The following is a 26,971-nucleotide window of genomic DNA, read 5'->3' as shown; positions in this document are numbered from 1 at the left end:
ATTGTATGTTGGAAATGTAACGAAATGTGCAAGATAAAACGCTTGTTCAATAACTCATGTACAGTTGGTTTCGCGACAACTTCATGGGCAGGCGATGAAAGCGTGGACCTGGATGGCGGTGGTGGGACTGGGCCTGGCGCCCTTGCAGGCGATGGCCCAGCAACTGGAAGACCACAAGGTGGCCGCGCCGCAAACGCCGCTGAGCCTGCGCCTGACGGACGAGGTGATCGACAAGGCCGTGCGCGAGACCCTGGCCGAGCAGGCGGCCGGCGGCAGGCTGCGTCCGGAGAAAGCCCTCAGCGGCGACGCCTACCGCAAATTCGAGCGTGCGTTTTCCGAGGCGGAAAAACCGGACTGCCTGCACCCGGATGCGATGAAATTCCAGCCGCACAGCCTGGCGTTCAAGTTCGCCGGCCAGACCTACGGCATCGGCGTCGGCGGCCAGCTCGCGATTCCCTTCTGGCTCGCCGCCATCGTGCGCGGCAAGTGCAATTGAGGCCGGATCGGGAATCGTGGATAATGTCGAACCATGAACGATACTACCCAACTCCCTCCCCTGCCCGACCACCTGTCGATCGACCCGCGTAGCCCGCACCACAACGCGGAGGTCTTCAAGCACCCGGTCGGTATCCGTTTCAACGGCAAAGAGCGCACCGACGTCGAGGAATACTGCGTCAGCGAAGGCTGGATCAAGGTTGCCGCCGGCAAGGTCATGGACCGCAAGGGCCGTCCGATGCTGATCAAGCTGAAGGGCACGGTCGAGCCGTATTACGCTGTGTAATCTTCAGCGACACCTCATCGAGGCAACGGCTGCCGGAGCGATCCGGCAGCCGTTTTTCTTTACTGCACGCATCGCATCAGCGGTGCAACTCCCCCGCCCGCTCCGGCTGGTACATCAACTCCAGCACGGTCAGCCTGAACAGTTCGCCGCCGGGACGCGCCCATTCGATCGTGTCGCCCACCGACAGCCCGATCAGGGCGCTGCCGATCGGCGACAGCACCGACAGCCGGTCGCTGCCGAACGCGACGTCCTTCGGATAGGACAGCGTCATGCAGAACTCGCGCGGCGGCTGGTCGATGGCAAAGCGCACCGTCGAGTTCATCGTCACGACGTCCGGCGCCACCTCCTCCGGATCGACGACGTCGGCCCGGCCCAGCTCGTCCATCAGGTGGAAATCGGCGTCGCCATGGGCGGTCGGCAATTCGTCGAACAGCGCTTCGAGGCGCGCCATGTCGAGGGAAGATACGGTGATGTTTGGTCTCATGTACGACTCCTGTAAAAAAATACACCAGCAAGACGGTTGGCCAGCGCCTGTCGGCGACGGCCGGGTGTGTCGTTGGAACAGGCTCGGCAGGACGGCCGCGCGGGCGGCCTGGTCCTACCGAGCCCAGGAGGGCCGGGCGAGATCTCGCGGGAAAAACCGCGCGTGCAGCAGCCTTGCTCCCTCGTGCAGGGGCGCACGTTGACAGCAGGCATGAACGGCGGGGTGGGACATTGGCGGCGACGAACGGTGTTGGTGATCCCAGTATAGCCGTGTTGGGCGATCGTGGCGACGTTCAGGCGGACCGTGCGGAGGCCCCGCCGGCAAACTGCGCCAGCAAGGCATCCAGGGCGCGCCGGTACTGCTCGCGCAGGGCCGCCGATTGCCGCGGATCGGCGTGGAAGGCGCCGAGCGCCAGGCCGCTGCCGTGGGCATGGTCGACCAGGATGTCGCGCCACAGGATGCTCTCCTGCGCCAGCGCTGCCAGGAGGCCACCGAGGCGTTCGGTGATCCGCCGTGCGGTGCCGGCCATTGCCGCCGGCTCGGCGAAGATCGCCAGGGTCAGCTGGGGATGCCTGCCGACGGCGTCGTGGTAGCGGACCAGCAGCTCGCGGACCGCCGCCATGGCGTCCGGCGGGCCCGCGGCCTCGTCCAGCACGCCGCCATACACTTTCTCGGCCAGGGCGCGCAGCAGGCCGGCGCGGTCCTCGACGTGATGGTAGAGGCTCATCGGCGTCAGGCCCATCCGCGCAGCGAGGGCGCGCATGCTCAGGCCCCGCCCGCCATCCTGTTCCAGCAGGACCAGGGCGGCGTCCAGGATGGCATCGAGGGTGACGCCCTGCCCACGCGTGGGGCGGCCGCGCGGGCGGTTCACGCGAGCACGCGCCAGGTCGACTGCACCAGGCCGGACGGGAAGCTGCGGCTGGACACGAGGGCCAGGTCGCGGTCGCCGGGAAGTTCGCCGAACAGCGGACGGCCGGCGCCGATCAGTACCGGCACCGTCGTGACGACCATGTCCGCGATCAGCCCTTCGCGCAGGAAAGACTGCACCACCCGGCCGCCATCCACGTAGACCTTGCGCGCGCCCTGGCGCGCCAGCTCCCGCATCGCTTCGCGCGGCGCCAGGCCGGTGAAACGCACCTTTCCCTGCAGGCGCGCGGGCACGGGGCTGTCCTTCAACTGCTTCGACAGCACCAGCACCGGGCGGTCGTAATGCCATTCGCCGGATTCCGTCACCTTTTCATAGGTGGCGCGGCCCATCACGATGGCATCCTTGTCGGCGATGAAGTCGTCGTAGCCGTGGTCCTCGCCCGGGTCGTCGCGCTGCAGCAGCCAGCCGATGTCGCCGTCCGGGCGGGCGATGTAGCCGTCGAGGCTGGTGGCGATGAATACGTGTCCTGTGATCATGTGCCTCTCCTTATTTATACACCGTATATTTTAGACAGGAACGGAAAAAAAGCGAGCCCGCAGGCTCGCTTCTTGATCACGACTGAAGCGGAATCAGCGCTTGTCGATGGTCGGGACGTCGCGGCGCGGCGAACCGACGAACAGCTGGCGCGGACGGCCGATCTTCTGTTCCGGGTCGGCGATCATTTCGTTCCACTGGGCGATCCAGCCCACGGTACGGGCCATCGCGAAGATACCGGTGAACAGCGAGACCGGGATGCCCAGGGCCGACTGCACGATGCCCGAGTAGAAGTCGACGTTCGGGTACAGCTTGCGCGACACGAAGTATTCGTCGTTCAGGGCGATCTTTTCCAGTTCCATGGCCAGCTTGAACAGCGGGTCGTCCTGCAGGCCCAGCTCTTCCAGCACTTCATGGCAGGTTTCGCGCATCAGCTTGGCGCGCGGGTCGAAGTTCTTGTACACGCGGTGACCGAAGCCCATCAGCTTCACGCCCGAGTTCTTGTCCTTGACCTTCTCGATGAAGGCCGGGATGTTCTCGACCGAACCGATTTCCTTCAGCATGTTCAGGGCGGCTTCGTTGGCGCCGCCGTGCGCCGGGCCCCACAGGCAGGCGATGCCGGCTGCGATACAGGCGAACGGGTTGGCGCCCGACGAACCGGCCAGGCGGACGGTCGAGGTCGATGCGTTCTGCTCGTGGTCGGCGTGCAGGATCAGGATGCGGTCCAGGGCGCGCACCAGCACGTCGTTGACCTTGTACTCTTCGCACGGATTGCCGAACATCATGTGCATGAAGTTCGCGCTGTACGACAGGTCGTTGCGCGGGTACATGAACGGCTGGCCGATCGAGTACTTGTAGGCGGCGGCAACCAGGGTCGGCAGCTTGGCGATCAGGCGGATCGCCGAGATCTCGCGCTGCTTCGGATCGTTGATGTCCAGCGAGTCGTGGTAGAACGACGCCAGCGCGCCGACGGTACCCACCAGCACCGACATCGGGTGCGCGTCGCGGCGGAAGCCACGGAAGAAGAAGTTCATCTGCTCGTGAATCATCGTGTGACGGGTCACGGTGTTCTCGAACGTGGCCTTCTGCTCGGCGTTCGGCAGTTCGCCGTTCAGGAGCAGGTAGCAGGTTTCCAGGAAGTCGCAATTGACGGCCAGCTGCTCGATCGGGTAGCCGCGGTACAGCAGCTCGCCCTTGTCACCGTCGATGTAGGTGATGCTCGAGTTGCACGAGGCGGTCGACATGAAGCCGGGGTCGTAGGTGAACTTGCCGGTCTGGCCGTACAGCTTGCGGATGTCGATGACGTCCGGGCCGATGGTGCCTTTGTAGATCGGCATGTCTACCGACGGGCTGCCGTCGGAGAACGACAGGGTGGCTTTGGTATCAGAGGTATTCATGGCACTTCCTTCTGTGGGAGGTGGTATACAAAAAAACGAAAACCAAGGTTTCGTTACGCTTGCCGCAGGCGCGCCACCAAAGCGCGCACGTGCGGCAGGTCGACCTCGCCCTCGGGCTCGGCGCGCCCGAGCAGCAGGTCCATCAGCGGATTGTCCGCCAGGTCCAGCAAACGGGTCAGCGCATCGACTTCTTCGTCCGTCAATTCCTCTTCGTGCGCATCCAGGAAGCGCGTGAGGATCAGGTCGTTTTCGAGCAGGCCCCGGCGTGCGCGCCAGCGCAGGCGGGCACGGTTGGCGGGGTCGGATTGATGCGTTTTCACACTAGAGTCCGTTGTTCGGTCAACACTATACTCCGGCTGCCAACGAAGGGCAGTACGGTAGTTTTACTATATTTATGGAAAGATCGTGGGCACGGGGTGCCCACCCTACGTGATGGATCGCGATGCGGAAACCGTACGGTGGGGGTTTGGAGCCGGGGGCTCCAAACCGAACATGCCCACGCACCAACTCGCTACTTAGATCGCGCGGCGGACCAGCAATTCCTTGATCTTGCCGATCGCCTTGTTCGGATTCAGGCCCTTCGGGCACACGTCCGTGCAGTTCATGATCGAGTGGCAGCGGAACAGGCGGTACGGGTCTTCCAGGTTGTCCAGGCGCTCGTTGGTCGCTTCGTCGCGCGAGTCGGCGATGAAGCGGTAGGCCTGCAGCAGGCCGGCCGGGCCGACGAACTTGTCCGGGTTCCACCAGAACGACGGGCAGGAGGTCGAGCAGCAGGCGCACAGGATGCACTCGTACACGCCGTCCAGCTCTTCGCGCTCTTCCGGCGACTGCAGGCGTTCCTTCTCCGGCGGGATCGAGTCGTTGATCAGGAACGGCTTGATCGAGTGGTACTGCTTGAAGAAGTTGGTCATGTCGACGATCAGGTCGCGCACCACCGGCAGGCCCGGCAGCGGACGCAGCACGATCGGCTGGGTCAGCTCGTTCAGGTTAGTGGTGCAGGCCAGGCCGTTCTTGCCGTTGATGTTCATCGCGTCCGAACCGCACACGCCTTCGCGGCAGGAGCGGCGCAGGGCCAGCGAGTCGTCGACGTCGGACTTGATGCGCTGCAGTGCGTCGAGCAGCATCTTGTCGGTGTCTTTCAACTCGACGGTGATGTCTTGCATATAGGGCTTCGAATCCTTGTCCGGATCGTAGCGGTAGATCTTCAGTTGGACAGTGCGTGCCATGTTTTACCTAATTTATCTTTTAGAACGTACGGGGCTTCGGTTTGAAGGTGTCGACCGTGAGCGGCTTGGTGATGACCGGCTTGTACTCCAGGCGGTTGCCTTCCGAGAAGAACAGCGTGTGCTTCATCCAGTTCTCGTCGTCGCGGTTCGGGAAGTCGCTGTGGGCGTGGGCGCCGCGCGATTCCTTGCGCGCCGCGGCCGAGACGATGGTCGCCTTCGCCACTTCGATCAGGTTGTCCAGTTCGATCGCTTCGATGCGGGCGGTATTGAACACCTTCGACTTGTCCTTGAACGAGACGTGCTTGCGGCGCTCGTCCAGCTTCATGATTTCCTTGACGCCTTCGTCCATCAGCGCCTGGGTGCGGAACACGCCGCAGAACTTCTGCATGGTGGCGCGGATGTCGTTGGCCACGTGCTGCACCTTTTCGCCGCCGGTCGAGGTCTCGAGGCGGTTCAGGCGGTCCAGCGCGTAGTCGGCGAAGTCCTTCGGCAGCGCGCGGTTGCCCTGCGCCTTCAGGTTCTGGCCGACGATGTGGTTGCCGGCCGCGCGGCCGAACACCACCAGGTCGAGCAGCGAGTTGGTGCCCAGGCGGTTCGCGCCGTGCACCGAGACGCAGGAGCACTCGCCGATCGCGTACAGGCCGTTGACGATCTTCTGGCCGCCGGTGCCGTCCGGTGCGATGACCTGGCCGTGGATGTTGGTCGGGATGCCGCCCATCTGGTAGTGGATGGTCGGGACCACCGGGATCGGTTCCTTGGTCGCGTCGACGTTGGCGAACTTGTGGCCGATTTCCAGGATCGACGGCAGGCGCTTGCGGATGGTGTCCGCGCCGATGTGGCGCAGGTCCAGCAGCACGTGGTCCTTGTTCGGGCCGACGCCGCGGCCTTCCTTGATCTCCTGGTCCATCGAACGCGAGACGAAGTCGCGCGGCGCCAGGTCCTTCAGGGTCGGCGCGTAGCGCTCCATGAAGCGTTCGCCGTTGGCGTTGATCAGGATACCGCCCTCGCCGCGCACGCCCTCGGTGATCAGGACGCCCGCGCCGGCCACGCCGGTCGGGTGGAACTGCCAGAATTCCATGTCTTCCAGCGGCAGGCCGGCGCGCGCCGCCATGCCCAGGCCGTCGCCGGTGTTGATGAATGCGTTGGTCGACGCGGCGAAGATACGGCCGGCGCCGCCGGTGGCGAACACGGTGGTCTTCGCCTGCAGCATCATCACGTCGCCGGTTTCCATTTCCAGCGCCATCACGCCCAGCACGTCGCCGTCCGCGTTGCGGACCAGGTCCAGCGCCTGCCACTCGACGAAGAAGTGGGTGCGCGAGCGGACGTTACGCTGGTACAGGGTGTGCAGCAGTGCGTGGCCGGTACGGTCGGCGGCCGCGCAGGCGCGCTGGACCGGCTTCTCGCCGAAGTTGGCGGTGTGGCCGCCGAACGGACGCTGGTAGATGGTGCCGTCCGGGTTGCGGTCGAACGGCATGCCGAAGTGTTCCAGTTCGTACACGACTTTCGGCGCTTCGCGGCACATGAATTCGATCGCGTCCTGGTCGCCAAGGTAGTCCGAGCCCTTGACGGTGTCGAACATGTGCCAGTACCAGTCGTCTTCGCTCATGTTGCCCAGCGAAGCACCGATGCCGCCCTGGGCGGCCACGGTGTGCGAGCGGGTCGGGAAGACTTTCGACAGCACGGCCACGTTCAGGCCAGCTTCCGACAGCTGCAGTGCTGCGCGCAGGCCGGAGCCGCCGGCGCCGACGATCACCACGTCGAAGTGGCGGGTGGGGATGGAAGAATTAAATGCTGCCACGATTAAACGCTCCAGAGAATTTGCACAGTCCAGGCGGCGCAGGCAAGCAGCCAGAACACCGTGAGGGTCTGCAGGGTCAGGCGGATACCGACCGGTTTGACGTAGTCCATCCAGATGTCACGCACGCCGACCCATGCGTGGTAGAACAGGCCGAACAGGGTGACCATGGTGAAGAGCTTGAACCACTGGCGCGAGAACAGCCCGGCCCAGCCTTCGTAGGTGAAATTCTGGCCGGTCAGGAAAGAAACCAGCAGGACGATGGTGAACACCGCCATCAGGATTGCGGTCAGGCGCTGGGCGAGCCAGTCGCGCATGCCGTAGTGGGCGCCGACGACCAGGCGGCGCTGTCCAATATTCTTTTTAGTGTTGGTGGATTGCATGATTTAAAACACTCCGAACAGTTTGAGGGCGACCAGCACGGTCAGCGCCAGGCTGACGACCAGCACCCAGCGCGCGGTCTTTTGCGAGGCATCCTTGTCCAGGGCCATGTGGTTGTCCATGAACAGGTGGCGCACGCCGGCGCAGAAGTGGTGCAGGTAGGCCCACGACAGGCCCAGGATGATGATCTTGGTGAACGGGTGGCTGACGACGCCCGCGAAGTGCGCGAACGAGATTTCCGAGCGCAGGCTTTCCTGGAACAGCCAGAGCAGGAACGGCAGGAACAGGAACAGGCCGGCGCCGCTGACGCGGTGCAGGATGGACACGATCGCCGACGGCGGCTGTTTGTAGTAACCCCGGTACGTGATATCGCCAAAGTCGACATTACGGATTACCGGCCGGCCCTTCTTTTGAGCCTCTCTCACGGCTTCGGACATTGCAACACCTCCCTTAATACTCTATTAGTGATCGACCCCAGTTTCATCGATTTTGCGACCTGCTCCGGCGCCGTTTCCGACTCCGGGGGAACGTCGACCGGGCCTCGTCTTCGCTTTCCCAAAACCAATCCATTTTACTCGCTCAATGCGATTCCTGCACCAGCATAGAACTTGTACAAAAACTCTTCAGGACAATTCATTCTGGTAATGATGCGATGCGGTCAGGTACAGACCGCGGCGCAATTCCACCGCCTTGTCGCCATAGGTGTACGAGACCCGGTCCGCGCACAGCAGCGGCGTGCCTTCCGGCACTTTCAGGTACTCGGCCGCCCCGGCATCCGCCGCCACCGCGCGCACCTTTTCCGTCGCGCGGATCATGCGGGTGCCGAATTCCGATTCGAACAGGCCATACATCGGCCCCTTGTATTCCGCCAGGCGCTCCGCCGTCAGCCCCTTGAACAGCTGGCCCGGCAGCCACAGCTCTTCCAGGATCGTCGGCACGCCCTCGGAGGACATGCCGCGCTTGATATAGACCACCGCGTCGCCCGACTTCAGGTCGAGCAGGCGCGCCACCTCGGCAGGCGCACGGATGCGCTTGACTTCGAGGTACTGGTGGTCCAGCGGATGGGGTACGCCCTCGTCGGGCACCAGCTTGAGGAAACGGAAGTGGGCGCGCGCCTCGTTGTGGCTGGCCACGAAGGTGCCCTTGCCCTGGCGCCGCACCACCAGGTGCTCGGCCGCGAGTTCGTCGATCGCCTTGCGCACCGTGCCCTGGCTGACCTTGTAGCGGCCGGCCAGATCGACTTCGCTGGGGATGAGTTCGCCCGGCTTCCACTCGCCCGACTGCAGGCTCTGGGTGATCAGGGCCTTGATCTGCTGGTACAGCGGGGAAAAGGTAGGGGAAGCGCCCGCCTGGGACGTGCCCGTTCCGGAGGTGCCTCCGGCGCTGCCCGCATTGCTGTTGCTAGCGGCGCCATTGCTGTTCGGATTGGACGGGACCTGGTTCATAGTCCGCGATTTTTTCACAAATCCCCCTCTGCGTCCAGTGCGGGGAAGTAAAGATTAGGTGTCTTATATAAGACATATGATATGAATTGACAGATGGAATATGGGAGGACTACACTCGCGGTCGACTCGGTGCCCGAACCACCGATTCGCTTTTGGTATCATAGTATTTTCCCCGAACCCCTTTGGAGATTCATCATGGCTAAAACCCCAATGCGCGTCGCCGTGACCGGCGCGGCCGGCCAGATCGGCTATTCCCTGCTGTTCCGTATCGCTAACGGCGACATGCTGGGCAAGGACCAGCCGGTCATCCTGCAGCTGCTCGAAATCGACAACGAGAAGGCACAGAAGGCGCTCAAGGGCGTCATGATGGAAATCGACGACTGCGCATTCCCGCTGCTGGCCGGCATGACCGCCCATAGCGACCCGATGACCGCCTTCAAGGATGCCGACGTGGCCCTGCTGGTCGGCGCCCGTCCGCGCGGCCCGGGCATGGAGCGCAAGGACCTGCTGGAAGCCAACGCCCAGATCTTCACCGTGCAGGGCAAGGCGCTGGACGCCGTCGCTTCGCGCAACGTGAAAGTGCTGGTGGTCGGCAACCCGGCCAACACCAACGCCTACATCGCCATGAAGTCGGCCCCGAACCTGCCGGCCAAGAATTTCACCGCCATGCTGCGCCTGGACCACAACCGCGCCCTGTCGCAGGTCGCCGCCAAGACCGGCAAGCCGGTCGGCTCGATCGAGAAGATGGTCGTGTGGGGCAACCACTCGCCGACCATGTACGCCGACTACCGCTTCGCCACCGCCGACGGCCAGTCGGTCAAGGACCTGATCAACGACGACGTCTGGAACCGCGACACCTTCCTGCCGACCGTCGGCAAGCGCGGCGCCGCCATCATCGACGCCCGCGGCGCCTCGTCGGCAGCCTCGGCCGCCAACGCAGCGATCGACCACGTGCGTGACTGGGTGCTGGGCACCAACGGCAAGTGGACCACCATGGGCATCCCGTCGGACGGTTCGTACGGCATCCCGGAAGGCACCGTGTTCGGCTTCCCGGTGACCACCGAGAACGGCGAGTACAAGATCGTGCAGGGCCTGGAGATCGACCAGTTCTCGCAAGAGCGCATCAACCACACGCTGAACGAACTGAACGAAGAGCGCGCCGGCGTCGCTCACCTGCTGGGTCAGTAATAAACCTTTCGTCGTTCCCGCGCAGGCGGGGACCCAAGTTTGCCAGCGCAATCGCAATGCTTGCAGAACTTTGGGTTCCCGCCTTCGCGGGAACGACGTGTAAATAAGTCACTCCAAATGCATCCTTCCGAGGTTTTATTTCAGGGCCAACGCCAGCCGCTGCTGCTCCCTGCCTGCGACCACTACGCCGGCAGCGAGAAACTGATGCGCAAGTCGATGGCCCTGCAACAAGAGCTTGGCCCCGTGTTCGACATCACCTTCGACTGCGAGGACGGCGCCGCGGCCGGCAATGAAGCGGCCCACGCCCGCCTGGTGGCGAGCCTGCTGAACGACGAAGGCAACCGCTTCCGGCGCATCGGCGCGCGCCTGCACGACGTGACCAGCGAACACTTCGAGCAGGACGTCGAACTCATCGTCGGCGCCGCGGCGCAGCAGCTCGCTTATGTGGTGCTGCCGAAGCCGAACGGCATCGACGATGTGCTGCGCGCGCAACAGATCGTCAACGCGGCGGCCGAAAAAGCGGGCCGTCCCGCCTCCGGCAAGCCGGTGCCGCTGCACGTGCTGATCGAGACCCATGGCGCGCTGCACGACGCGTACGCGATCGCCGCCCTGCCCCAGGTCGAATGCCTGTCGTTCGGCATCATGGACTTCGTGTCCGCCCACCATGGCGCGATTCCGGCAAGCGCCATGCGCACTCCGGGGCAATTTACCCACCCCCTCGTAGTACGCGCAAAGCTGGAGATGGTTGCGGCATGTCATGCGCACGACAAGGTCCCCTCCCATAATGTGACGACCGATATCAAGGACAGTGCAGTGGTCGCCAACGACGCCACCCGCGCTGCCGGCGAATTCGGGTTCACCCGCATGTGGAGCATCCACCCTGACCAGATCAAGCCGATCGTCAAGGCCTTCACCCCGCGCGTGTCGGAAGTCAACGAAGCAACCAACATCCTGCTCGAAGCAATGGCAGCAGATTGGGGGCCGATCGCCCAGCATGGCCGCTTGCACGACCGCGCCAGCTACCGATATTATTGGGCGGTGTTGCAGCGCGCGAAGCTGGCCGGCCTTGCGCTGCCAGATGCCGCGGCGGCAATCGTCAACCAACCGGAATCCATCTGATGGCCATCACCCTGAAACAACTCACCGCCGCCTGCGCCGTCGCGCTCGCGGCCGCCGCCGTTTGCGCGCCGGCATCCGCCGCTGCAGCCAGCTCCGCCGAACACGAATCGCACCCGAAAGCGACCAAGGTCCTGAAGGAAAAGGCGAAAAAAGCCAAGAAGTCGAAAAAAGAAGAAGCGAAGCAGGAAGTCGCGGACGACGAACCCGAACCGGACATCACCGACACCGTCGTCGCCGACTACGCGTGCGAACTGAACAACAAGGTCACCATCTACACCAACGAAAAGGATGACGGCCACATCGCCCTGCGCTGGAAGAACCGCCTGCACCGCCTGACGCGCGTGGGCACCACCACCGGCGCGCTGCGTTTCGAGAATACCAGGTTCGGGCTGATCTGGATCGGCATCCCGTCGAAGGGCATCCTGCTCGACTCGAAGCAGAACCGCCAGCTGGCCAACGAATGCAAGAACGCCGAACAGGCCAAGCCGCTGGTGGCGGCTGCGCCTGCTACTGCAAAAAGCTGATTTCCCGGATAACAAGTAGTCCCTAACGAAGGAGAGCTCATGTCTCACAACACTTTGAACACGCTGAAGGAATTCCCGCTTCTCGCGGGCCAGACCGGCCAGTTTTACTCGCTGCCGGCGCTGGGCGAATCCCTCGGCGTGAACCTGTCGCGCCTGCCGGTGTCGATCCGTATCGTCCTCGAGTCCGTGCTGCGTAACTGCGACGGCAAGAAGGTCACCGAAGAACACGTCCGCCAGCTGGCGAATTGGGGTCCGACCGCTGCCCGCACCGAAGAGATCCCCTTCGTCGTCGCGCGCGTCGTGCTGCAGGACTTCACCGGCGTGCCGCTGCTGGCCGACCTGGCCGCCATGCGCAACGTCGCCTACAAGATGGGCGCGAACGCCAAGAAGATCGAGCCGCTGGTCCCGGTGGACCTGGTGGTCGACCACTCGGTCACCATCGACCACTTCCGCACCCCGGATTCGCTCGACCTGAACATGAAGCTCGAGTTCCAGCGCAATAACGAGCGCTACCAGTTCATGAAGTGGGGCATGCAGGCCTTCGACACCTTCGGCGTCGTTCCTCCGGGCTTCGGCATCGTCCACCAGGTCAACCTCGAGTACCTGGCGCGCGGCGTGATGAAGAGCGGCGGCATGTACTACCCGGACACCCTGGTCGGCACCGACTCGCACACCACCATGATCAACGGCGTCGGCGTCGTCGGCTGGGGCGTCGGCGGCATCGAAGCGGAAGCGGGCATGCTGGGCCAGCCGGTCTACTTCCTGACCCCGGACGTGATCGGCGTGAACCTGACCGGCTCGCTGCGCGAAGGCTGCACCGCGACCGACCTGGTGCTGACCATCACCGAAATGCTGCGTAAAGAGAAGGTCGTCGGCAAGTTCGTGGAATTCTTCGGCGAAGGCACCGCCTCGCTGTCGACCACCGACCGCGCGACCATCGGCAACATGGCGCCGGAATACGGCGCGACCATGGGCTTCTTCCCGGTCGACGAAAAGACCGTCGACTACTTCCGCGGCACCGGCCGTACCGAAGAAGAACTGGCTGCCTTCGAAAACTACTTCAAGGCCCAGCAGCTGTTCGGCATCCCGCGCGAAGGCGAGATCGACTACACCCGCGTGGTGTCGCTCGACCTGTCGACCGTGACCCCGTCGCTGGCCGGCCCGAAGCGTCCGCAAGACCGTATCGAACTGGGCGCCATGAAGTCGACCTTCACCGACCTGTTCTCGAAGCCGACCACCGCGAACGGCTTCAACAAGTCGCCGGACGACCTGAACAAGGTCTACGAGACCACCAACGGCGTGCGCGTGAAGAACGGCGACATCCTGATCGCCGCCATCACCTCCTGCACCAACACCTCGAACCCGAGCGTGCTGCTGGCCGCCGGCCTGCTGGCCAAGAAGGCCGCCGAGAAGGGCCTGACCGTCGCTCCGCACATCAAGACCTCGCTGGCTCCGGGCTCGCGCGTCGTTACCGAGTACCTGCAAGCCGCCGGCCTGCTGCCGTACCTGGAAAAACTGGGCTTCGGCGTCACCGCTTACGGCTGCACCACCTGCATCGGCAACGCCGGCGACCTGACCCCGGAACTGAATGCCGCGATCACCCAGAACGACATCATCGCCGCCGCGGTCCTGTCGGGCAACCGTAACTTCGAAGCACGTATCCACCCGAACATCCGTTCGAACTTCCTGGCCTCGCCGCCGCTGGTCGTCGCCTATGCGATCGCCGGCAACGTCAACAAGGACCTGATGAGCGAGCCGGTCGGCAAGGGTTCGGACGGCGTCGACGTCTACCTGGGCGACATCTGGCCGACTTCGCAGGAAGTGCAGGACCTGATGAAGTTCGCGATGAACTCGGACGTCTTCAAGGCCAACTACGCCGACGTCAAGGGCAACCCGGGCCAGTTGTGGGAAGCCGTGTCGTCGGTCGCAGGTCAGGTCTACAACTGGCCGGAATCGACCTACATCGCCGAACCGCCGTTCTTCGCCGACTTCGAGATGACCCCGAAAGCCGCTTCCGCAGGCATCGCCAACGCACGCGCACTGGGCGTGTTCGGCGACTCGATCACCACCGACCACATCTCCCCGGCCGGTTCGATCAAGGAAGACGGCCCGGCAGGCAAGTGGCTGAAGGACCACGGCGTGATCAAGGCCGACTTCAACTCCTACGGCTCGCGCCGCGGTAACCACGAGATCATGATGCGCGGCACCTTCGCGAACGTCCGCATCAAGAACAAGATGATCCCGCCGAAGGCCGACGGTTCCGCAGTCGAAGGCGGCATCACCATCCACCAGCCGAGCGGCGAACAGCTGTCGATCTACGACGCGGCGATGAAGTACATCTCGGAAGGCACCCCGACGATGATCTTCGCCGGCGAAGAGTACGGCACCGGCTCCTCGCGCGACTGGGCCGCCAAGGGCACCCAGCTGCTGGGCGTGAAGGCCGTGATCGCCCGTTCGTTCGAGCGTATCCACCGTTCCAACCTGGTCGGCATGGGCGTGCTGCCGCTGCAGTTCCTGGGCGACGACAGCGTCGAAACCCTGGGCATCACCGGCAACGAAACCTACGACCTGAAGGGCCTGGAAGGCGAGATCCGCCCGCAGATGCAGGCAACCCTGGTGATCCACCGCGCCGACGGCTCTGTGAAAGAGACGCAAGTGCTGCTGCGTATCGACACCCCGATCGAAGTCGATTACTACAAGCATGGCGGCATCCTGCCGTTCGTGCTGCGCCAGCTGCTGGCTGCGTAAGAGGGGTCAGAGTCCGGTTTTTCCGTTAGGACTCTGACCCCGGTGGTCCGCCAATAAAGCTGCCCGCCGCAAACGCAAAAGAAGGCCGAAACCCGCAAAGGTTTCGGCCTTTTTCATTGCGCTCGCCCTGATACCTGCCAACCGTATAATGAGCCGCAAGATTCGCGGACAGACAACCCTGACATGGACAGCGCAACCACGGCTTTCTACACGCAATACGCGGAGAATGGTGCGATTCGCGCAGAAGCGCAGGCAAGCGCTATCTCGACATATTTCGAGCTTGCTTTCGATGGAGGCAGCAAGGTACTGGATATTGGATCGGGTTCGGGCCGGGACCTGGCGCTGCTGCGCCAAAAAGGCTTCGACGCCTACGGCATCGAACCCAATGATTCGATGCGGGCGTTTGCCGTTCAAAACCATCCGGAGCTGAAGGCGCGGTTGAAGCCCGGTTCGCTGCCCCTACCCGGCAACCCGTTCGGCGGCCAATTCGACGGCATCGTATGCAGTGCGGTCCTGATGCATGTTCCCGAGGTGCAGCTGCCAGGTTCACTGGAATCGATGCGCAAGGTGTTGAAGCCGGAAGGGCGGCTACTTTTTTCCTTGCCATCCATGCGTCCCGACTTGCTCGAGGATGAGCGCGATCGAGATGGCCGCTTTTTCCGGAATCACTCTCCCGCCTTGATCAGCGCGATATTGAAAGCCCTCGGTTTTTCCCGGATTGCGCTGGACAGCCAGGCATCTTCGGTCTTTCCCGATATACGCTGGACTATTTTCCTGTACGGGTCGACTGCAAATCGGCACACGCGCTGAGCCGAAATATTTGTACAATAGATTTATATGCACAATGCCTGAGCGGCAACGATGGGAAAACTCAACAAACAACAGCTGCTCGAGCTTCTGGACAGCATCACGCCATCGAAAGCGGATGCGCTGTCGGAAGCGGAGTTCGACGGGGTGGTTGCCGCCTTTTGCGCCGGCTGCCCGGATCCCGTGCACGCGCAGTGGCTGCTGTTCGAGTGCCTCGATCCGCTCACCGATGAAGAACTAGTCGAGCGTGCCCTCAGGTGTCCGCCCACTGGCGCAGCAGGTTATGATAGTGTCCGGTGAGCCCGACCAGCTCGGGCCCATCCCCGAATTTCGCCCGTAGCGCCTGGATATTTCCATCCAGCTCGTACAGCATCGCCCTCTTCCAGTCGTCCCGCACCATGCTCTGCACCCACAGGAAGGACGCCACGCGCTCGCCGCGCGTCACCGGCCGCACCTCGTGGATGCTGGTCGCCGGATAGACGATCGCATCGCCGGCCGGCAGTTTCACTTCGTGCGTGCCGTAGGAATCGATGACGGCCAGCTCCCCTCCTTCGTACTCGTCGGGATCCGACAGGAACACCGTGCAGGAGACGTCGGTGCGCAGCGCCGGGCCGTTGCGCTGGGCGCGGATGGCGCCGTCCACGTGCGGGCCGTAGTGCTCGCCGCCGGCGTAGCTGTTGAAGAACGGCGGCAGGATGCGCAGCGGCAGCACGCTGGAAAAGAACAGCGGGTTCGCCATCAAGGCCGTGCTGACGGCCTGCCCCAGCTCCAGCGCCAGCGGCGATCCTTCCGCCAGCTGGCGGTTGCGCTTGACCTGCGCGCCCTGGCTGCCGACGCTGGCGCGGCCGTCGATCCAGTCGGTGGCGGCCAGCCGCTCCCGCATCGCCTTCACTTGTTCCGGCGTGAGCACGCCAGGGATATGCAGCATCATCGCCAGTCTCAGAACTTGAAGTTGGCGGTCAGGGTCGCCGAACGTCCCGGCGCCACGCCGGCGTAGTGCGGCGAAGAAACCTTGTCGAAGTACAGCTTGTCCGCCAGGTTCTGCAGGTTCAGCTGCAGCGAGATGTCCTTGTCCAGGGCATAGCTGGCCATTGCATCGAAGCGCGCATAGCCCGGCACATACTTGTTGTTGTTCACGTTCGCATACACCTTCGACATCGCGCTCACGCCGAAGCCGGCGGTGAAGTCCTTGCTGAAGGCGTAGCTGGTCCACAGCGAGGCGCTGTTCTTCGGCGTGGCGGGGAAGCGGTTGCCGTTGAACGGCGACGGGGTCCAGACCGGGCTGGCCGTGGTGCCGGTGTTCACGTAGCCGTTGTCGGCGATCTCGGCGTCCAGCCAGGTGTAGCCGCCGAACACGGTCCAGCTTGGCGTGATCTTGCCCGAGAAGCCCAGTTCCACGCCCTGCACCTGCTTGCGGCCGACGTTCTGGGCGGTGCCGTCCGGCGAGGTGACGCGGGCATTGTTCATGGTGCTCTTGAACAGCGCGCCGGTGACGGACAGGCGGCCGCCCGGCAGCAGGTCCCACTTGCTGCCCAGCTCGATGTTGCGGCTGCGCTGGGGCTGCAGGTTCTGGACCGCCACGGTCAGCGCATCCAGGCCGTCGCCGCCGTCGTTGCCCGGCGGGGTCGCCGAGCTGGCGTAGGACAGGTAGATGCTGCCGTTCTTCGACGGTTTGTAGACGATGCCGGCCTGGGTGCTGGCGAAGTTCTTGTCGACCACGGCGTGGACCGCGGCCGTGGTGGCGGTCGGCCGCGTGTCCAGCGTGCTCTGGAAATCGTCCCAGCGCAGGCCCAGGTTCAGCAGCCACTGCGGGTTGATCTCGATCGTGTCGAAGGCATAGACGGCCCTGGTCTTGGTCGTCACATGGGTCAGCGCGCCCGACAGGCTGCGGGTATAGACCCACGGGTCGTAGGGATTCGGGTTGACCAGGGTGGTGCAGTTGTACAGCGTGGCCGCGCCCGAGGTCGGGCAGGTGAAGGTGCCGGTCAGCGGGTTGTTGGTGCCCGGGGTGAACAGCCAGGTGCTGCGGTCGGTCGTCTCGCGGTCGAATTCGACGCCGGCGTTGAAGCTGTGCTTCAGGCCGGCGGCCGCCAGCTCGCCCGTCAGGCTGGTGACGTTGGCGAAGGTGCGGGTCTCGGTATCGCGGGTGTTCGCACGGCGCCAGACGGTGCCGTAGCGGACGGTGTTGCCCTTCGAATCGTCGGGCTGGGTCCAGACGTAGTCGTTGTTCGACTTGCCGTAGCGGGTCACGTTGCGCAGCGAGAGCCTGGGACTGAATTCGTGGCGCAGGTCGATGGTGCCGACGTCGCTTTTCGTGTCGCGGAAGTCGCGGTTGGCCAGGCCGTAGAAAGTCTCGCGGTCGACGGCGAACGGGGTGCCGTTGCCGTTCTTCGCCACATCGGCGCCGGTCGTGACCGGGTTGTTGAACGGGATGCCGGTATCCGGGATCTCATGCGAGGTCAGGTGGTAGAGGCTGACGATGGCGCGGTCCGGGCCGTTCAGGCCGAAGGTCACGGTGGGCGCCACGCCCCAGCGATTGCCGCCGACTACCTTGCGGCCTGGCGCGTCGTTCTCGTGCGCCATCACGTTCAGGCGGAAGGCGCTGTTGCTGCCGACGCCGTTGCCAAGTACACGATTGACGTCGCCAGTGATGCGGCGGTACTTGTCGCTGCCGATGCCGACCGAGGCGCTGTTGAAGTCGTAGGCCTGGGCGGTCTTGCTGACCAGGTTGACCCCGCCACCCGCCGAGGAACGGCCGCCGTAGGCCGAGTTCGGGCCCTTCACCACTTCGACCTGCTCCAGGTTGAACACCTCGCGCGATTGCGAGCCGGCGTCGCGGATGCCGTCGATATAGGTGTCGGTCTGGGCGTTGTAGCCGCGGATGAACAGGTTGTCGCCGACCGGGTTGCCGCCCTCGCCCGCGCCGATGGTGATGCCAGGCACCGTGCGCAGCGCATCCGTCAGGGACACGGCGCCGGTCTGCGAGATCACGTCGGCCGACACCACCGTCACCGACTTCGGCGTATCCAGCAGCGGTGCGGTGAACTTGGTGTTGGCCGACACCGGCGCCTGGTTGGCGCCCGTCACCTGCACCATCGGGACGTTCTGGTCGATGTCATTGTCCGGCGCGGCGTGGGCGGCCGGCATGCCCAGCGTGGCCAGCATCGTCAGCGCCAGGGCGGGCGCGGGCGTCGGCAGGGCGGAACGGCGATGCGCCGCGTGCTTGCGGCTCTTGATGAAGGATGCTTGCTGCGGTGTGGTCATGGTCATGGTGTCGGCGCCTGGCCCCTTTTTTGCAGGGCGGATTCGAAAAATAAATGAGAACGATTCGCATTATGATTCGTGTTGACCTGTTTGACAAGACGGATGAGCAAATCGTTCCCCGGGCGTCCATCGTCCTGACCGGCAGGCCTGCCGCCGAACTTGCCTGTGTTACAGGCATGTGGCCGAATCAACTACAATACCGGGGATAAGGGTTTATCATGGCCCCCTGCACCACCGATCCACATTCATTTACCTACTATGCGCCGCTCCTCCAAAGACTCACCCAAACTATCGGCAGAAAGCCAGCGTCTAGTCAGCGTCAGCCAAGCCATCGTGCAGGCCGCCAGCCGCGTTGAAGAAAGGACCTGGGAGCGCAATCTCGACTCGCAGCTGCAGAAGCTGCTCAAGACCAACCACCAGGAAAGCATCGATGCCGCGCTGAACGTGCTGTTCAAGGGCGACCTCGCCGTCTACGACGTACTGATGGACAGCGTCGAAGCGGTCAGCGAATCCTCGACCATGACGGAACAGCTTGATACCGGCGAAGTCACCTGGCAGGCGCTGCTGGTCGCGGCGCCGATCCTGGCCTGGACCCGCTTCTCGATCGCCTCGGGCACCATCCCGAACGAGATCCTGGGCACGCTGTCCGCCCACTTCTCCGCCCACCTGCTGGCCGACGGCGCCCGCATGGCGATGGCGCCGACCCTGTACTCGCTCGACCAGTTGCCGCGCACCCACGCCGAAACCTATGGCCTGACCCACAAGCTGGCCCAGGCCGCCCACAAGGGCTCGACCGTGAAGCCGGCCGCGCCCGGTCCGGACGCTTCTCAGTTCCTGGCCGACACCCGCTACCTGCTGGTGGCCGTCATCGCTCCGGTCGGCGCCCCGCTGTTCCGCTGGCAGGAACCGCAGCACCACATCAATTTCGAAGCCGAACGCGAGGTGGCGCTGGAACAGTGGCGCGCCCAGGCCGGTCCCAACGTCGCGCGCCTGCTGCCGGGCTGCGGCACCGAACTGCTGCTGCCGGAAGCCTATTACGTCGCCTGCCGCGAGGCGGACAAGCTGATCCGCCCGGTCTCGGTACGCGCCGCGGTGCACTATCTCACCTACACCCTCGGCGTCGAGCCGGGCGACCTGCGCGCCGTGATCGCCGGCTTCGGCGACGAGGTGAACGACAGCCAGGTCGACGAATACCGCGTCGGCTTCACCCTGCGCCAGTCATCGGACGTGGTGTATGGCATCGTCTGGCCGCTGTATGGCCAGGAAGACGAGGAAGGCACGCCGATGGAAGGCCCGGTGCATGGCGGCCGCCCGCCGGCCCCGATCGACGAGATCGTCAAGCAACTGAACGAGATGGGCATCACCCACGTCAAGCGCATCGCCGAGCGCTACGTCGCGGAATATTGCGACGACTGCGGCGCCCCGCTGTTCGCCGACCCGAGCGGCGAGCTGGTGCATGCGGAGATGCCGGAGGATACGCCGGCGGGGAATGAGCATTTCCACTGAGCGTTAGCTCAAACACGTCGTCTCCGCGGCTTATCACTCCGTCGTCCCCGCGGCGTATCACTCCGTCGTCCCCGCGGCTTATCACTCCGTCGTCCCCGCGCAGGCGGGGATCCAGGTTCTGCGTGCGTTACCGGTGCGCTAGCCAAACTTGGGTCCCCACCTCCGCGGGGACGACGTTTTCATGCTGCCGTTTTTACACACGATCCCGCTCGGCCAGCCAGGCATGGATCTGCGCCACCGCCGCCGCCCCCTCCCCCGCAGCCGCCGCCACCCGCTTGGTCGAGCCGGCCCGTAGATCTCCCACCGCGAACACTCCATCCACGCTGGTCTCCAGCGCGCGCCCGTGGTGCTCGCGGCCCGCTTCGAAGCCGGTCAGCACGAATCCCTTGTCGTCCAGCGCCACCCCGCATTCGTGCAGCCAGTCGCTGTTCGGGTCGGCGCCGACGAACAGGAACAGATGGCGCGTCTCGAAGCCGGCCTCCCTGCCGTCCGGAATGCCGCGGCAGCGCACCCGGCTCAGGCCGCCGTCATCGCCGTCGAGCGCGGCCGGTTCGATGCGCGTGTGCAGCACGATGTTGGGCGTGGCCGCGATGCGCTCGATCAGGTAGCTGGACATGGTCTCCTCCAGCCCGGCACGGCGCACCATCAGGTGCACCACCGAGGCATGGGCCGCCAGGAAGACGGCGGCCTGCCCTGCCGAGTTGCCGCCGCCGACCAGCAGCACCGGCTGGCTGCGGCACAGGCTGGCCTCTACCGGCGAGGCCCAGTAATACACGCCGCGTCCTTCGTAGCGTCCGAGGTCCGGCAGGTCCGGCTTGCGGTAGCGCGCGCCGGACGCCAGCACCACGGTGTTGGCGCGCAGGCAGGTGCCGTCCTCGAGCTCCACTTTCAGCGGCCGCTCGTGGCACAGCAGGCGCCGGGCCTGGGCCGGGATCGCGATTTCGGCGCCGAACTTGATCGCCTGCACATAGGAGCGCCCGGCCAGCGCGCGGCCTGAGATGCCGGTCGGGAAGCCGAGGAAATTCTCGATCCGCGCGCTGGCCCCGGCCTGGCCGCCGTAGGCGCGCTGGTCCAGCACCATCACCGAGAGGCCTTCGGAGGCCGCGTACACGGCGGTCGCCAGGCCGGCCGGGCCGGCGCCCACCACCAGCACGTCGTAGACCTTGCCGCGGTCGATGCGCGGCAAGGTGCCGAGGCAGCGGCCCAGCTCCACCAGGCTCGGATTGCGCAGCACGAAACCATCCGGCAGCGCCACCAGCGGCCAGTCGGACGCAGCGTGCCAATGCTCGCGCACCAGCTGCGCCGCCTCGGGGTCCGTGCCCGGATCGCGCCGCGTATAGGGATAGGCGTTCCGGGACAGGAAGTTCTCGAGCTCGAACAGGCCCGCATGCGCGGGCGGGCCGATCAGGATCGGGCCGCCAGGATGGCCGCTGATCAAGAGCACGCGGCGCAGGATGAAGGCGCGCATCAGGCGCTCGCCCAGCTCGGCTTCGGCCATCAACAGGGCGCGGATCGAGGCGGCGTCCAGCACCAGTGCGTCCAGCTCGCCGACCGCCATCCCGTCCACCAGCGGCGGCCGGCCGGACAGCTGCGACACTTCGCCGCTGAACTGGCCCGGCCCGTACTCGACCACCTCGACCCGCTTGCCGAGCGCATCGCCGCGGCTGCACACCAGGTGGCCTTCCAGCACCACGACCATGCCGGGCGAGTCGACGCAGGCGCGGAACACGCACTCGCCGTCGTGCCAGCGGCGCAGGACGCCGAAACGGCGGATGCGGCGCAGGTCGTCTTCGCTCAGGACGGGAAAGATCTGGTGGCCCCGGGTCGCGAGGTCGACCGCGGAACGGGCTTCGGGGTCGGCCCCGAACGCGTCGGGACCGAAGGCGGGAAACTGGTCGGGCATGATGGGCGCCTCGCGATGAGGATCATGCCCGACAATCTACGCTATTTTTGCCGGATCGCGGCGATCACGCGCTTGGCAAACTCGGCCGGATTGCCGGCATGCCAGCGCCACACGATGACGAGGTCGTGCTCGGGCGACACGACGATGTCGTTGCTGCCCGCGCCCAGCGCCGCGAAGGCGGTGGCGGGCAGGCCCGGCAGGTTCTTGCCCCTGGTGTTGAGCCACCACAGGTAGCCGTAGTCGGGCCCGTGCTCGCTCGGGCTGAGGGCCGCCTTCACGTAGTCGGCCGGCACGATCTGCTTGCCATTCCAGGCGCCGCCGCGCAGCCACAGGTAGCCGAAGCGCGCCATGTCCCAGGAATCGATCCACATCCCGCCGCCCCAGCGCGTACCGCCGCTCACCGACGGCACCAGCTTGCCGTTCAGCTCGACGTAGCTGTTGGTGTAGGGCACCCACTTCCAGGTGTTCGAGGCGCCGATCGGGTCCATCACTTCCTGCTGGAACACTTCCGGCACCGGCTTGCCGAACACGCGCAGCAGCGACAGCGCGAAGCGGTTGATGCGGGCGTCGTTGTACTCGTAGTGCTGGCCCGGCGCTTCCAGCGTGCGCGGCTTGCGCTCGCCGGCGCCGAAGGCTTCATGGCCGACGAAATCGGCGTTCTTGCCCCACATGCTGCCTTCCCACTCGGATTCCTGTTGCAGGTGGTGCTTCCAGGTGATGGTCGCGTTGTGCGGCGAGGCGTAGCCGCCATCCTGCACGGTCTTCCCGACCGGCTGGTCCAGGTCGGCGATCCTGCCGTCGCGCACTGCGATCCCGGTCACGGTCGACAGCATGCTCTTCGCCACCGAATAGGTCGGGTCGACGAAGTGCGTGTCGCCGAACTCGGCCACGACATAGCCCTTGTAGACGACGACGCCGTTGGTGGCGCCGCGCCGGGTGGGCAGCGAGCCGAGCGGTTCGCCGAAGGTCTGGCGCTGGTCCGAGAAATCCTTCGCGCGCTCGGTCTCGTGCGCGCTCGCGTAGGCGACGGCCTCCGCCAGCCTGGCCGGGTCCATGCCTAGCGCTTGCGGCGACTGGCGGGCCCAGTTGCCGGCCGGCGGGAAGTAAGGTTTCGTGGAAGGTGCGGCGAAGACTGCGAGGGGAAGGCACAGGGCCAGCGACAGGACCGTACGGCGGGCCGAGACATACGAACACATCATGCAGGGTCTTTCCACTTGGAATATGGGAACCGGATCAGGCTGGAATTGTAGTAACGCGGGTCGCCCGTCACTTCCTGGCCGATCCAGTCGGGTTTGTCGAAGGCCTCGTCTTCACTGCCGAGCTCGATCTCGGCCACCACCAGGCCCGCGTTCTCGCCCTGGAACTCGTCGACTTCCCAGGTGTGGCCGGCGTAATCGATGCGGTGGCGGACCTTCTCGACCAGCGGCTGTTCGCACAGGCGGTCGAGCAGCTCGGCCGCATCGGGCACGGGAATCTCGTATTCCCACTCGCCGCGGCTGGCGCCGGTGCTCTTGCTCTTGATCGTGATGACGGCCCGCTGGCCCTCGATGCGCACGCGCACGGTGCGCACCGGGTCGGCCACCAGGTAGCCCTGGCGCATCAGGGTGGGCTGGCCGAGTCCCTTCCAGCCGTCACTGGCTGGAAGGAACTTGCGTTCGATCTCGACACCCATGACGGACTCAGTCGTCGAGCGACAGCAGGATCGGCTGCAGCATCGCCGCGCCCAGGGCGCTGCTGCGCGCGCCGTTCCAGCCGGTGTGCGGGTCGGGCAGGTTGGCGTTGTCCTTGAACGGCATCTCCAGGGTCAGCGACAGGCACTTGTAGGTGTGGCCGATGTACTTCGAGGCCAGGGTCAGCAGCTCGTCGTTGTACTTGCTGGCCGCGTAGCCGTAGACATTTTGAAAATCCGGACTCGACGCCATGTAGCGCTCGATGAAGGCGTTCTGGCTCGCCAGGCGCTCGGGCGTGAAGTCGGTCAGCATCTCGCTGCCGGCCACGAAGTTGTACGGCAGCGCTTCGTCGCCGTGGATGTCGAAGAACATGGCGACGCCGGTTTCCTCGATCTTGCGCTTCACGCACAGCACTTCCGGGCTGCGCTCGGGCGACGGGCTCATCCACTCGCGGTTCAGGTTGGCGCCGGCCGCGTTGGTGCGCAGGTTGCCGCGCACCGAGCCGTCCGGGTTCATGTTCGGCACGATGTAGAACACGGCGCGCTGCAGCAGCTTGCGCGAGACCGGGTTCGAATTGTCCAGCAGCGCATCCATCATGCCCTCGATGAACCACTCGGCCATCGTCTCGCCCGGATGCTGGCGTGCGATCACCCAGATCTTCTTTTCGGCGTCCGGATTGCCGACCACGACCAGGTTCATGTCGCGGCCGTCGACCGTGGTGCCGATGTCGTGCACGCGCGCGATCGGGTTCTCGGCCACCTCGCCCAGCAGGCGCAGGTGGCGCTCCCAGGTGTAGGGCTCGAAGTAGGCGTAATAGATGCTGTCCAGTTCCGGCGTGTGGTTGACGGTCATCACCTGGCCGTCGAAGCTGGTCGGCACGCGGAACCAGTTCTCGGTGTCGTAGCTGGCGGCCACCTGGTAGCCTTCGAAGCCCTTCGGGTAGGTCGCCTGGCCGGCGTTCAGGAAGCGGATGGTGCAGGCCTGGCCGCGCGCGCCCTGCAGGCGGAAGTGGAACCACTGGTGGATGTCGGCGTGCGAATCCTTGCGCAGGTTCAGGTCGATTCTCCGCGGATTGTCGGCATTCACGACCTCGATGGCGCCGGAATCGAAGTGCTGGCTGATCTTGATGGGCATGGCTACTCCTTATTCGAGGTCGATCAGGTCCTTGCTGTAGGCGTGCAGGATCTGGCGCATCAGTTCGACATTGGCGCGATCCAGGACCAGGGTCAGGTCGGGCTTCATGTCGAGGTTGAAGGTCATGCTGATTTTACCCGGCAGGACCTTGCAATTGACGGTGAAGGCGCGCGGGTGGTTCGGATTGTCCCAGTCCCACTGGGTGATCTGCGGCGGTGCCGCCGGCGCCTGCAGGGTGGGATCCTGATTGACCGGCAGGTTCTTGAGCAGGAAGAACACGATCGAGGCCGGGATGACGACGCAGATGTCACTTGCACCCTGTGCGGAGAACTTGGCCAGCAACAGGTTACCGACCCGGTCGCACGACATGGCCATGCTCTTGACTTGACGGATGACCGCAGATTTCACGACAACTCCCTATGAGATTGGACAAAAAGGCGCAGCGATTCTACCGCATCCCATACGCGAATTGTGTGAAAGAAAAACAAAACGGGGAGCTCGCGCTCCCCGGTCCTTTGCTGGCGTGGAAGAGACGGCGCCGCCACCGTCCTCCAGCCGCCACTTACTGTTTGTTGCCGCGCGACGAACCACGCGACGACGAGCCCGATGCCGACTGGCGATTGCCATGGCTCATGCTGCCTGCGCGACGGGCCTCTTCCGAGGTGAACTCGTGCGCCGTACCCTTCTGGTGAGCGGCCTTGCCGCCCTGGCTGGCGATTTCACGCTGACGCTCAGGATCCATCGACGCGAAACCGCGGTTCTTGGTACCGCCACTCTGTTTATTGCCCTGGTTACTCGAAGCCATGGTGCTCTCTCCTCGTTTGCTCTAAAAACCGCCGCGTCCTGCGGCAGGCCGATTCCGACGCTCTCGGCAGAAACCGATGAGTGCTCGGTCGGATTCATCTTAGGCATGCAGGATGGATGAGGCTATAGGACGTTTCCAGATGACTTTGTAGGACTACGTGAGACAGAAAATGCACATTCGAAATCTACTTCCGGTAGTAAATTGCCGACAAATGAGTCGTCAGTATTAGTCCTACAATCACCCGCCGTCTCTTCCTATACTGAAGTTGCTGCCAATGACGCATGATCTTATCGAGAATGCATCGGTCCTTTGAAAAGGAGACGACCATGGACGCAAACCAACGCAGCGAAGTCAACAACCAGACGAACAACGTCGCCAACGAAAAATGGACGCCCGGCGCGAAGGGCAAGACCGCCGACGACGGCCCGCTCGACCACACCTATCCGGCAGGCCTCGGCGCGCAGCAGCAGGGCAACCAGGGCATCGACACCATCGGCACGCAGCAGAGCGGCAGCGGCGCGGGCGAGCGCGAGGACGGCAACCGGTCGCAGGTTCCGGGCGGCTCGATGCAGACCCAGATGAGCGGCGGCTCGGGCGCGGTGCAAGGCATCACCGACAGCCACCAGCGCCAGATGGAACAGAAGTCCGGCGCCTACGGCATTCTGGAAGAGCCTGTCGGACACCGTCCAAGGGATTCGGGCGTGAATCTGAACCAGCAGCGCGATATGCACCGCACAGTCGTGCGCGGCCAGATGGCCTCGCAGAACCCGAACCAGCCGGACGCGGCCCGGCCGGACGCGGCCCGGCCGGACCTGCAGGGCGGCTCGCTGGGCCTCAACCAGCCGAGCGCGGCCCGTGGCAGCATGCAGTCCGCCGGCCAGGGCGGCACCAGCGGCGGCGGCATGCACGGTCCGCAGAGCTCGCCGGCCGGCCTGAACGCCGGTTCCGCGACCGGCAACCGCCAGCAGGGCAGCAGCCTGTACGTGTCCGACAACTCGACCCGCAGCGGCGGCGGCATGCGCGGCCCGCTCGAGGGCAGGCATGACGAGAGCCAGCCCGGCCAGGAAGCCCAGCGCGGCAATACCCAGCTCGGCGTGTCCGGCTCGCATTCGATGGCGAACCAGAACTCCGACGTCGGCGGCGTGCACCAGTCGAACGACGTGGCCGGCGGCCTGCCGCGCTCGCCGGGCAATACCGGCGCGCAGAACGCCGCCACCAGCACCGACCGCAGCGGCTCGCAGACCGGCGACCACCAGTCGAACGACGCCGCCGGCGGCTATCCGCGCAGCCCGGGCTACGCCAACCGCCTGCACGGCGACGACAATATGGACGACGACACCGGCTTCAAGCGCAAGCCCTGAGCGGTGCCCAACCCGCGCGACGCGCCTTCGG

At 64.8% G+C, this 26,971-nt stretch carries 28 protein-coding genes; 10 read left to right on the top strand and 18 right to left on the bottom strand.

The genetic code is table 11. The annotated features are described in order from the left end of the window. Positions 1-94 precede the first annotated feature (94 nt). Positions 95-496, top strand: coding sequence for a hypothetical protein (locus AC3A6M_RS15575; protein ID WP_487853627.1), 402 nt, complete (start codon positions 95-97; stop codon positions 494-496). 33 nt (positions 497-529) lie between these two features. Continuing rightward, the gene (locus AC3A6M_RS15570; RefSeq protein WP_487853626.1) at positions 530-781 is read left to right on the top strand and encodes a DUF3297 family protein; all 252 of its coding nucleotides are present in this window, start codon (positions 530-532) and stop codon (positions 779-781) included. A gap of 76 nt (positions 782-857) precedes the next feature. Here the strand turns inward: AC3A6M_RS15570 and rnk are convergent, their stop codons facing one another. The 10 genes from rnk to AC3A6M_RS15520 all read right to left on the bottom strand — a co-directional run bounded on the left by rnk (position 858) and on the right by AC3A6M_RS15520 (position 8,911). Further along, entirely contained in the window at positions 858-1,265 is a 408-nt protein-coding gene (rnk, locus tag AC3A6M_RS15565) for a nucleoside diphosphate kinase regulator (RefSeq protein WP_487853625.1), read from the bottom strand. A 292-nt stretch (positions 1,266-1,557) separates the two neighbouring features. After that, the gene (locus AC3A6M_RS15560; RefSeq protein ID WP_487853624.1) at positions 1,558-2,136 is read right to left on the bottom strand and encodes a TetR/AcrR family transcriptional regulator; all 579 of its coding nucleotides are present in this window, start codon (positions 2,134-2,136) and stop codon (positions 1,558-1,560) included. Further along, entirely contained in the window at positions 2,133-2,669 is a 537-nt protein-coding gene (locus AC3A6M_RS15555) for a dihydrofolate reductase family protein (RefSeq protein WP_487853623.1), read from the bottom strand. Before AC3A6M_RS15555 ends, AC3A6M_RS15560 begins: the two co-directional genes overlap by 4 nt. A 93-nt stretch (positions 2,670-2,762) precedes the next feature. Next, positions 2,763-4,064: a citrate synthase gene (gene gltA, locus AC3A6M_RS15550; protein WP_487853622.1), complete on the bottom strand. Its 1,302-nt coding sequence runs from the start codon at positions 4,062-4,064 to the stop codon at positions 2,763-2,765. 53 nt (positions 4,065-4,117) lie between these two features. Beyond that, positions 4,118-4,384 (bottom strand): FAD assembly factor SdhE, encoded by a 267-nt coding sequence (locus tag AC3A6M_RS15545; RefSeq protein WP_047823985.1) that lies wholly within the window; start codon positions 4,382-4,384, stop codon positions 4,118-4,120. Between the two features lie 195 nt (positions 4,385-4,579). Beyond that, positions 4,580-5,290 carry a succinate dehydrogenase iron-sulfur subunit gene (locus AC3A6M_RS15540; protein ID WP_296945243.1) on the bottom strand — a complete coding sequence of 237 codons (711 nt, stop codon included), beginning with the start codon at positions 5,288-5,290 and terminating at the stop codon, positions 4,580-4,582. 19 nt (positions 5,291-5,309) lie between these two features. Beyond that, positions 5,310-7,088 (bottom strand): succinate dehydrogenase flavoprotein subunit, encoded by a 1,779-nt coding sequence (gene sdhA / locus AC3A6M_RS15535; protein WP_487853621.1) that lies wholly within the window; start codon positions 7,086-7,088, stop codon positions 5,310-5,312. A gap of 2 nt (positions 7,089-7,090) precedes the next feature. Continuing rightward, positions 7,091-7,468 (bottom strand): succinate dehydrogenase, hydrophobic membrane anchor protein, encoded by a 378-nt coding sequence (gene sdhD / locus AC3A6M_RS15530; protein ID WP_487853620.1) that lies wholly within the window; start codon positions 7,466-7,468, stop codon positions 7,091-7,093. A 3-nt stretch (positions 7,469-7,471) separates the two neighbouring features. Then, positions 7,472-7,903 (bottom strand): succinate dehydrogenase, cytochrome b556 subunit, encoded by a 432-nt coding sequence (gene sdhC / locus AC3A6M_RS15525; RefSeq protein ID WP_487853619.1) that lies wholly within the window; start codon positions 7,901-7,903, stop codon positions 7,472-7,474. Between the two features lie 186 nt (positions 7,904-8,089). Further along, entirely contained in the window at positions 8,090-8,911 is an 822-nt protein-coding gene (locus AC3A6M_RS15520) for a GntR family transcriptional regulator (RefSeq protein WP_487853618.1), read from the bottom strand. Between the two features lie 195 nt (positions 8,912-9,106). Between AC3A6M_RS15520 and AC3A6M_RS15515 the strand changes: the two genes are divergently transcribed. The 6 genes from AC3A6M_RS15515 to AC3A6M_RS15490 all read left to right on the top strand — a co-directional run bounded on the left by AC3A6M_RS15515 (position 9,107) and on the right by AC3A6M_RS15490 (position 15,597). Next, positions 9,107-10,099: a malate dehydrogenase gene (locus AC3A6M_RS15515; RefSeq protein ID WP_487853617.1), complete on the top strand. Its 993-nt coding sequence runs from the start codon at positions 9,107-9,109 to the stop codon at positions 10,097-10,099. A gap of 117 nt (positions 10,100-10,216) precedes the next feature. Then, complete coding sequence (locus AC3A6M_RS15510) at positions 10,217-11,218, top strand: HpcH/HpaI aldolase/citrate lyase family protein (protein WP_487853616.1); 1,002 nt, start codon at positions 10,217-10,219, stop codon at positions 11,216-11,218. After that, positions 11,218-11,742 (top strand): hypothetical protein, encoded by a 525-nt coding sequence (locus AC3A6M_RS15505; RefSeq protein ID WP_487853615.1) that lies wholly within the window; start codon positions 11,218-11,220, stop codon positions 11,740-11,742. Before AC3A6M_RS15510 ends, AC3A6M_RS15505 begins: the two co-directional genes overlap by 1 nt. Positions 11,743-11,781: 39 nt before the next feature. After that, the gene (gene acnA / locus AC3A6M_RS15500) at positions 11,782-14,490 is read left to right on the top strand and encodes an aconitate hydratase AcnA (protein WP_487853614.1); all 2,709 of its coding nucleotides are present in this window, start codon (positions 11,782-11,784) and stop codon (positions 14,488-14,490) included. Positions 14,491-14,673: 183 nt separating this feature from the next. Beyond that, on the top strand, positions 14,674-15,300 hold the full coding sequence (locus AC3A6M_RS15495; RefSeq protein ID WP_487853613.1) for a class I SAM-dependent methyltransferase: 627 nt from the start codon (positions 14,674-14,676) through the stop codon (positions 15,298-15,300). 51 nt (positions 15,301-15,351) lie between these two features. After that, complete coding sequence (locus tag AC3A6M_RS15490) at positions 15,352-15,597, top strand: hypothetical protein (protein ID WP_487853612.1); 246 nt, start codon at positions 15,352-15,354, stop codon at positions 15,595-15,597. On the opposite strand, the gene AC3A6M_RS15485 is transcribed toward AC3A6M_RS15490, so the two are convergent. Together AC3A6M_RS15485 and AC3A6M_RS15480 are read right to left on the bottom strand one after the other, a co-directional pair. Then, the gene (locus AC3A6M_RS15485) at positions 15,551-16,228 is read right to left on the bottom strand and encodes a Fe2+-dependent dioxygenase (RefSeq protein ID WP_487853611.1); all 678 of its coding nucleotides are present in this window, start codon (positions 16,226-16,228) and stop codon (positions 15,551-15,553) included. The two genes, AC3A6M_RS15490 and AC3A6M_RS15485, sit on opposite strands and share 47 nt — an antisense overlap. Positions 16,229-16,236: 8 nt before the next feature. Continuing rightward, positions 16,237-18,567: a TonB-dependent receptor gene (locus AC3A6M_RS15480; protein WP_487853610.1), complete on the bottom strand. Its 2,331-nt coding sequence runs from the start codon at positions 18,565-18,567 to the stop codon at positions 16,237-16,239. Between the two features lie 252 nt (positions 18,568-18,819). Here AC3A6M_RS15480 and AC3A6M_RS15475 point away from each other — a divergent pair, with 252 nt between their 5' ends. Then, the gene (locus tag AC3A6M_RS15475) at positions 18,820-20,067 is read left to right on the top strand and encodes a DUF2863 family protein (RefSeq protein ID WP_487853609.1); all 1,248 of its coding nucleotides are present in this window, start codon (positions 18,820-18,822) and stop codon (positions 20,065-20,067) included. Positions 20,068-20,260: 193 nt separating this feature from the next. Here the strand turns inward: AC3A6M_RS15475 and AC3A6M_RS15470 are convergent, their stop codons facing one another. The 6 genes from AC3A6M_RS15470 to AC3A6M_RS15445 form a co-directional block, all read right to left on the bottom strand. Then, positions 20,261-21,970 (bottom strand): FAD-dependent oxidoreductase, encoded by a 1,710-nt coding sequence (locus tag AC3A6M_RS15470; protein WP_487853608.1) that lies wholly within the window; start codon positions 21,968-21,970, stop codon positions 20,261-20,263. A gap of 41 nt (positions 21,971-22,011) precedes the next feature. After that, positions 22,012-23,169, bottom strand: a complete 1,158-nt coding sequence (locus AC3A6M_RS15465) for a serine hydrolase domain-containing protein (protein ID WP_487853607.1) — start codon at positions 23,167-23,169, stop codon at positions 22,012-22,014. Then, positions 23,166-23,642: a CYTH domain-containing protein gene (locus AC3A6M_RS15460; RefSeq protein ID WP_487853606.1), complete on the bottom strand. Its 477-nt coding sequence runs from the start codon at positions 23,640-23,642 to the stop codon at positions 23,166-23,168. The genes AC3A6M_RS15465 and AC3A6M_RS15460 overlap by 4 nt, the downstream gene beginning before the upstream one ends. A 7-nt stretch (positions 23,643-23,649) precedes the next feature. Next, on the bottom strand, positions 23,650-24,774 hold the full coding sequence (locus AC3A6M_RS15455; protein WP_487853605.1) for a M14 family metallopeptidase: 1,125 nt from the start codon (positions 24,772-24,774) through the stop codon (positions 23,650-23,652). Between the two features lie 9 nt (positions 24,775-24,783). Further along, positions 24,784-25,182 (bottom strand): hypothetical protein, encoded by a 399-nt coding sequence (locus tag AC3A6M_RS15450; RefSeq protein WP_487853604.1) that lies wholly within the window; start codon positions 25,180-25,182, stop codon positions 24,784-24,786. Between the two features lie 154 nt (positions 25,183-25,336). Continuing rightward, positions 25,337-25,579 (bottom strand): KGG domain-containing protein, encoded by a 243-nt coding sequence (locus AC3A6M_RS15445; RefSeq protein WP_487853603.1) that lies wholly within the window; start codon positions 25,577-25,579, stop codon positions 25,337-25,339. Positions 25,580-25,905: 326 nt separating this feature from the next. Between AC3A6M_RS15445 and AC3A6M_RS15440 the strand changes: the two genes are divergently transcribed. Then, positions 25,906-26,940: a hypothetical protein gene (locus AC3A6M_RS15440; RefSeq protein ID WP_487853602.1), complete on the top strand. Its 1,035-nt coding sequence runs from the start codon at positions 25,906-25,908 to the stop codon at positions 26,938-26,940. Positions 26,941-26,971: the final 31 nt, after the last annotated feature.

Source organism: Telluria sp. Soil_C_11, assembly GCF_057657395.1.
The sequence above is the reverse complement of the archived record's forward strand: the minus strand, read 5'-3'. Positions and strand labels throughout refer to the sequence as shown.